The sequence below is a fragment of the Clostridium tyrobutyricum genome (assembly GCF_019144085.1).
GTDB classification, from domain to species: domain Bacteria; phylum Bacillota; class Clostridia; order Clostridiales; family Clostridiaceae; genus Clostridium_B; species Clostridium_B tyrobutyricum_A.
Map to the genome: position 1 here is coordinate 1 of NZ_JAHHUY010000052.1, position 8,461 is coordinate 8,461.

Annotated in this window: 4 protein-coding genes; all 4 read left to right on the forward strand. The window is 27.6% G+C overall.

Going from position 1 to position 8,461, the window contains the following annotated elements; genetic code table 11:
• The first annotated feature begins 245 nt into the window (after positions 1–245).
• The 4 genes from KM800_RS14545 (at position 246) to KM800_RS14560 (ending at position 8,341) form a co-directional block, all read left to right on the forward strand.
• Positions 246–1,049, forward strand: a complete 804-nt coding sequence (locus KM800_RS14545) for a restriction endonuclease (RefSeq protein ID WP_217813730.1) — start codon at positions 246–248, stop codon at positions 1,047–1,049.
• Positions 1,050–1,354: 305 nt separating this feature from the next.
• Complete coding sequence (locus KM800_RS14550) at positions 1,355–4,546, forward strand: helicase-related protein (protein WP_217813731.1); 3,192 nt, start codon at positions 1,355–1,357, stop codon at positions 4,544–4,546.
• 2 nt (positions 4,547–4,548) lie between these two features.
• Positions 4,549–8,097 carry an Eco57I restriction-modification methylase domain-containing protein gene (locus KM800_RS14555; RefSeq protein ID WP_217813732.1) on the forward strand — a complete coding sequence of 1,183 codons (3,549 nt, stop codon included), beginning with the start codon at positions 4,549–4,551 and terminating at the stop codon, positions 8,095–8,097.
• 22 nt (positions 8,098–8,119) lie between these two features.
• Positions 8,120–8,341 (forward strand): YdbC family protein, encoded by a 222-nt coding sequence (locus KM800_RS14560; RefSeq protein ID WP_217813733.1) that lies wholly within the window; start codon positions 8,120–8,122, stop codon positions 8,339–8,341.
• Positions 8,342–8,461: the final 120 nt, after the last annotated feature.

Genomic DNA, 8,461 nt, shown 5'->3' on the forward strand with positions numbered 1-8,461 from the left:
ATGTTTAATATAAGTAAACCTACCCTATATAAAGTTATAGAACAAATTAGTAAAAGTAAAATATCATAGTGACATTATAAAGTTATAATTAATATGCAGTTGTAAAATTATTTGTATAACATACAGAAAAATAGTAATTTATTGAGTTGTTTATTTGTTATTAAATTATGAGGAAAATTTATAAACAATTAAATGTGCAAACCATAATAAAAAAGTAATCTTATAAATGATGAGGAGCTAATAATATGAATAGATTTAAAAATTTTTTCAGGAATATGACAGATGAAGAATGGGAGAGATTTGCCGTTTATGTATTGCAAATTGTCGGATATATACCTACAATACTACCTGCTTATGGAACAGATGGCGGGAAAGATTTCTTGGTAGTAAAAGATAATTGCCAATACTTAGTTAGTTGTAAACACTACATAAATTCTGGTAAACATGTAGGGCAAGATGATGAACAGAATATTGGAGATAGATTATTGCAACATAATGTAAAAGGCTTTATAGGATTTTATTCAACGGGAATTACAACAGGATTACAAAATCGATTAAATGGGATATGTAGAAACAGCCAATATGAATATGAGATTTTTGAACCACATAAAATTGTAATTATAATGCAGTTAATGGATACTAAGATTTTACAAAGTTTTGGTTTGTATCCAGGTAAATATTATATGAATGTATCAGAAGAAGACTATCAACCCCTGCAATGCGTTTGCTGCGGAAAAGATATTTTAGAAGATGAGAACATTCCTAATTCTATTGCTGGTTTAGCAAAATTTGAAGATGAAAAATATGGCTTTATTTATGGTTGCAAGCCATGTTTACGAAATGTAGAATTATACCTAAATGCATTTTTAGAGATAGAGCAGGCATTACATGTGAAATGGATGCAAGGCTGGGATCAAATGATTGATACATGGATTGAAGAAGATCATTTAGAATTAAGAAGTGATTTTTATAAAATGCGCTATAAATTTGCAAAGGGAGTACGTCAAAGACAATTACCTCAAACAGATGGGACTTGGTATGGATTATAATAAGGAAATTATCAATTAATTAAATAATGTTTATAGTATAAATCCCAAATTTATCTAACTGAACAGTATTAGAATATAGCGAATATGGAGTAAAAGGAGCATCTGTGAATAGCATTCAAAAGTTTGACTATATTCATTTCAGCAGATTTAAGTTAATTAATTCCATACACTTTACAGTATAGGACATAGATACTTCTATTATACATATAGCATAATAATTATAATATGTTGATTAATAGCAAAAAAAATAATAAAATTGGAGTTGAACTATATAGACACAATGCTTATAAGGGGCGGTGAATTTATTGGAACATCATAATGATTTGACATTTTTTACAAATGAACCAGATAGAAATTTATACGATAGATTCTCAAAGATATTAAAATCAAACACCAAATTTTTTGATGTGCTGGTAGGTTATTTTAGAAGCAGTGGTTTTTATTTAATGTACCCTGCTATGGAAGACATAGATAATATAAGAATATTAGTTGGTTTAAATGTAGACGGAAAAACTATTCAAATAATTCAAAAGTCAAAAGAAGAACAGTTATCTTTTGAAATGTCTTATAAAGAAGTAAAGAGTGAATTTAAGAATAATATACAAGATGAAATGGAGAATTCAAAAGACAGTTTTAAGGTTGAGCAAGGAATTAAAATTTTTATTAAATGGTTACAATCTGGAAAACTTCAAATGAGAATATTTCCTGAAAGTCCTGTTCATGCAAAAGTTTATATTATGAGAAAAGACATGGACAAGTGTCCTGATAACTATGGATCAGTTATAACGGGTTCAAGTAATTTTTCACAGGCAGGTCTTGTAAATAATCTTGAATTTAATGTTGAACTTAAAGACAGTAGGGACGTAAATTTTGCATTAGAGAAGTTTGAAGAGTTATGGAGTAGAAGCATTGATATAACTGAAGAATACATAGAAACAATTAATAATGATACTTGGATTAGAGATAATATAACTCCATATGAATTATTTCTAAAAACTCTTTATGAATATTTCCAGCAAGAAATCAATGAAGATAAAAACGATGCATGGGTTGACATGTTTCCTGAAAATTTTATGAAGCTTCAATACCAAACAGATGCTGTTATACAGGCAAAAAAGACATTGGATTCATATAATGGGGTATTTATTTCCGATGTAGTTGGCCTTGGAAAAACTTATATCTGTGCAATGCTTATGCAAAGGTTAAAGGGAAGGAAACTTGTAATATGTCCACCAGTACTAAAAGATTACTGGGAAAAAACCTTACATCAATTTGAGGTATCAGCTGAAGTTGAATCACTTGGAAAACTTGATTATATTCTTAATGATAATGACATTATGAAAAATACAAAATATGTTTTCATAGATGAAGCACATAGATTTAGAAATGGAAAGACTGAGAGTTTTCAAAAGCTTCATGAGATTTGTTACAACAAAAAAGTAGTACTAGTTACTGCAACACCTCAGAATAATTTTTCAACAGATATAGCAAATCAAATATATTTATTCCAGCCTAAAAATAATAGTACTATAATACCAAATAATAAGAATATTGAAGCTTTTTTTAATAAACTAGATAGTAAACTTAAGCACTTAGAGAGAGGTACAAAAGAATACTCAGATGTATTAAAAGCGAATTCGGAAGTAATAAGAGATCAAGTGCTTAGAAATGTAATGATAAGAAGAACACGTAAGGAAATAATGGAGTTTTATAAGGATGATCTTAAAATGCAAGGACTCAGATTTCCACAACTTAGTACACCTGAAAAAATAGTGTATATATATAAAGGTGACATTGAAAAGGTATTTAATTATACAATTTTAATTATTAAAAGTATGAATTATTCAAGATATCAACCTCTTACCTATCTTAAAAAGATAGATAAGGATATAGCATCTCAAATGGTATCACAAAAAAACATGGGAGGATTTATGAAATCTATTCTTATTAAAAGATTAGAAAGTAGTTTTGAGGCCTTTAAGAAAACTTTAAATAGATTTATAAAATCTTATGAGCAATTTATAGAGATGAGTTCAAAGGGTGATGTTTATATAAGTAAAAAAATAGATGTTTATGATCTTTTAGATAATGGTGATGATGAAAAATTAATGGAGCTTGTTGATGCAGACAGAGTTCAACACTATAAAGCAGATGAATTTCGTAAAGATTTTATTTCAGCTTTAAAACAGGATTTATTATTCTTAAAACGGCTTAAAGATCAGTGGGAATGTATAATTGACGATCCAAAGAAAGAACAATTTTTATTTGAACTTCAAAATAATATAACACTTAAGAATAAAAAAATTATAATTTTCACTGAATCTAAGGATACTGCTGAATATATAGGATTATACTTAGAAGAAAAATATCCTGAAAAAGTACTTGTATTTAGCGGACAAGGCTCAAGACATGAAAGAGATGAAATTGAAGCAAATTTCAATCCTAACTATCAAGGTAAGAGAAAAAATAATATCAAATTTTTAATTACAACGGATGTACTTGCGGAAGGAATTAATCTTCATCGTGCAAATATAATTGTAAATTATGATTTACCTTGGAACCCAACGAAGGTAATGCAGAGAGTAGGACGTATAAATCGTGTAGGAACAGAATATGAGAGAATTTATGTATTTAACTTTTTTCCTGCTGCTCAGGCAAATGCGGAGCTATCAATAGAAGAAAATATTATTTTGAAAATACAAGCTTTTCATGATACATTAGGAGAAGACTTTAAATACTTATCAGAAGATGAAGAGGTTTCATCTCATAAATTGTATCAAAAATTAAATAGTAATAACATCTTTGATGAAAGTGATATTTATGGAGAATCTGAACTCGAATACTTAAATCTCATAAGAAAAATTAGAGATACGGATGAAAAGTTTTTTGAAAAAATAAAAAAATTGCCTAAAAAGTCTAAAAGTAGTAAAAAGGTTGCAATTATACAAAATAAAGCTACATTATCATTTCTTAGGAAGGGTAGTTTAAAAAAGTTTTATGCAACTGATGGTAATAAAATAAGAGAATTGACATTTATAGAGGCTATGAAATATTTGAAATGTACTAACAATGAAGAAAAATTAAAAGTTCCAGAAGAGTATTTCAAACATCTAAAACTTAATAAAGAAAAATTTGAAAATATATTTAATGAAGAAACATTTGTAAATACGGTAAACACTACTAAAACAGGTAATGATGCAAAAATAATAAAAATACTAAAGGGCATATTTAGAATTTGTAAAACTTTTACTGATGAGCAGGAAAAAAAAATAAAGAGATTACAAGAACTTTGGGAAGACGGAGATATTCCTGCAAGTATAAGTAAAGAAGTTGTAAAAGTAACTAAAGGTATGAATGATCCAATAAAAATTTATTACGAAATAGAGAATCTTATGCCTGAAAGGTATTTTGAAAAAAGAGAAAGTAAACAAAAGAAAAACATTGATGGAAAAATAGAAGTTATCCTTTCAGAATATTTACAAAGGAGTGAAGGGTAGAGATGGTTTCTTCAAAACTTAAATTACTAAAGGAAACATTTGAAAGTAAATTTAATATAGATAAGTTTAAAAGATTTACATTAGAATTTTTTAATGAACCAAAAATGCTTTCAGCAAAATGCCATATCGGTATATGGAAGGAATATGAAAATAATATTTTATCATATAGTGATATTGCTAAATTTAATGATGCAGAAGAAAATAAGATAATTATTCTTGCAGTTGAATTAAAGAGTGGAAAAGGTGTAGAGAGAGCCAGAAGCCTTCAAAGAAACTTCATTTCAAAAATACTTGATAAGCAAGGTTGTGAAGCTGCTATAGTAGCATTTTATTCAGAACATGATGTTAACTGGAGACTTTCATTCGTAAGACTTGATTATACATTTAAAGATAAAGGACTTGAATTGGATTTAACACCTGCAAAGCGATATTCCTATCTTGTAGGTGAAAATGAAACAAGCCACACTGCACAGAAGCAGTTATATCCTATATTTGAAGATGATAAGCATAATCCAACTTTAGATGAAATAGAGATAGCATTTAGTGTTGAAAAGGTAACTAAGGATTTCTTCGAACAATATAAAAATAAATATTTTGATTTGAAAGAATATCTTGAAAAGGATGAATCATTTATTAATGAAACATTAGCATTAGGATTTGAAGTTGATAAATTTTCAGAGCAATTTGCTAAAAAACTTATGGGACAACTTGCCTTTTTATATTTTCTTCAGAAAAAAGGATGGCTTGGTGTTCGAATAATGCCACAAAACCATAGAATAGAAAAAGCACAGTTTACGAAAATATATAATGCAGTAAATGATGAACATAAAGAGATATTAAAAAAAATATTTATTAATGAAAAAGATGGCACAATGAAACTATCAATTAAGGTATTTTATTCTATAACAGATGAAGAAGCAGATCTGTTATCTGATTGTTTTATAAACTCTGAATTAAATATGCCTTGGGGAAGTGGAAATAAAAAGTTCATAAGAGGAATTTATAATTTTTGTATGAAAAATGAAAATAAAAACTTCTTTGATGATTATTTAGAACCATTTTTTTACGAGGCTTTAAATAAACGAAGAAAGAATCAATATTATAAATATTTTAATTGTAAAATTCCATTTCTTAATGGAGGATTATTTGAGCCATTAGAAGGCTATCATTGGAAAAAAGCAAAATTTAGAATTCCAAACAATATTTTTTCAAACATTGATGAAAATGCTAGGAAAGCAGATGGTATATTAGATATATTTGATAGGTATAACTTTACAATGAATGAAGATGAACCACTTGAAAAAGAAGTAGCTGTAGATCCCGAAATGTTAGGAAAGATATTTGAAAATTTGCTTGATGGAAAGGATAGAAAATCTAAGGGAGCTTTTTATACTCCAAGAGAAATAGTTCATTATATGTGCCAAGAGAGTCTAACAAACTATCTTGTAAATAGAGTTAATGTACCTTACGAAGATATGATGGAATTCATTATTTACGGAGAATTGATTAGAGATGCAGATAATAGATATGAGGTGTCAAATAATAAAAGTTTTAAAGACAAGAAAACTATAAAACAAACTATTTTTGATAATATAGTGTATATTGATGAAGCTTTAAAAAATATAAGTATAGCCGATCCAGCTGTTGGTTCTGGAGCATTTCCCCTTGGAATGCTTAATGAAATAGTGAGAGCAAGAAATAATATTACAGAATATATAATTAAGAAAGATAAAGAAGGTATTTTTGAAAGAACTTATGGTGAGAAATTTATAAGAAAACATCGTTCACAATATAAAATGAAATGGGATACTATTAAAAATTGTATTTTTGCAGTAGATATAGAGCCAAGTGCAGTAGATATTGCAAAACTGCGATTGTGGCTTTCAGTTGTTGTAGAACAGGAAATTGATGATGAGAATCCAGAGCCACATCCATTACCTAATTTAGACTGTAATATAATGGTTGGTAACAGTCTTATAGATGAATATGAGGGGATAAAACTTTTTGATGAAAGCTTGTTACATAAATATAGAAATAATAATTCTAGAGAAAAGTCAGAAAAACGTACTCAAATTGCCAGTGTTGTACAAATGAACTTACTTATAGACCAATCTGATGATATGCTTAAAGAAATGTTTGACCTTCAAGATAGATTATTTGATGAGGATGATGAGCACAAAAAGAAAGAGATAAAATATAAAATTGACAAAATTAGAGATAGTTTAATTGAATATAAATTAAATCGAGATGGTAATAAAGGGGGACTAAAAAAATATAATGAAATGAAAAAGTTAAAGATGAAACCTTTCTTTATATGGGAGTTAGAGTTTGCTAAGGTTTTTAAGGAGAAAGGAGGATTTGATATTGTTATTGGGAATCCACCATATGTTGATTCAGAAGAAATGGTGAGGACAATGTCAGAACTGAGAAAAAATTTATCTAAAAAGTATAGTACTACTAAGGGAAATTGGGATTTGTATATACCATTCTGGGAAAAAGCATATAATTTAATTAATAGTATGGGAAATGCAACGTTAATAACACCAAATAAATGGTTAGCAATAAAGTATGGAGAAGCTCTAAGAAATTGTTTGTTTGATAAAATTTATAATATAACAGATTATTCTACTTTTAAGGCATTTGAGACTGCAGATGTGTCAACTGTTGTTGTTTTTGTTTGTAATATTTTATCACAAAAAATAAATGTTATTAAATTTAACTCCGAATTTTCCATAGATAGCCGACATACTGTTTATAAGTCTAAAATTAAAGAATTAGATAACTTAAGTTTATGTTTATCAAATTCATATAGTACTCTGGAGAAGATAATTAACAATGATACATTAAATAAATATTTTATACTGGAAGAAGCTGCGACAGTGTCAGAAACATATAAAATTGCAAACTATTTATTAGATTGTATAGATGAAGATACATCAAAATATTTTAAATTTATTAATACTGGAACTATAGACAAATATCGTTCTTTGTGGGGAATAGCACAAATGACTTATGTAAAAAGAAAATATATAAAACCAGTAATATTAAAAAATGATGTTGAATCAAACTTTAAAAGAAGGTATAAACAGGCATTGTCTCCTAAAATCATTACTACTGGAATAAGGTATTTTGAATGTTATTTAGATGATAGTGGAGAATATTTAGCTGCTAAATCCACAGTTATTATAAGAGAAAAGAGTAACTTTAAACTGTGTACAGTACTACCAATATTAAATTCTAATCTTGTTTATTATTTTCTTAAGGAAGCATATAGTGGACTTGCAATGGGAGGTGGGGTAAATTTTACAGCAAATAATTTATCAAAAATTCCAATTCCAAATATTAATGAACAACAGATACAAAGATTAAATATGTATTCAAATATTATGCAGTCATATTATTTTAATAAAAAAAGTATCAATACAAGCAATGTTAATCCTTTAGAAATGTTTGAAGAAATTGATGAATTTGTTTATTCTCTATATTCTTTGAACGAACAAGATATAAAAATATTAAATGAGTTTAAATATAAGAATAAGAGAAAAAGATAATTTCCTTAGGAGGTTTAGAAAAATGTCAGATATAAAGTATGAAATCAAAAAAACTGTAGGTGTTCTTTCAGAATCAGGAAAAGGATGGAAAAAAGAACTAAATCTAATTTCTTGGAATGATAAAAAACCTAAATATGATTTAAGAGATTGGTCACATGAGCATGAAAAGATGGGTAAGGGAGTTACTTTGACAGCGGAGGAATTGAAGAAGCTTAAAGATATTTTGAATGGGATGGAGTTATAAATTTGGGGTAATACCAGCGAATGTGCTATCGAGGCAAAATAGACTCCTATTATAAGTAAATTATAATGTAAGATTAAATTTAATATTAGAGAATGAATATAGATTTGTGTAAAAACCAAA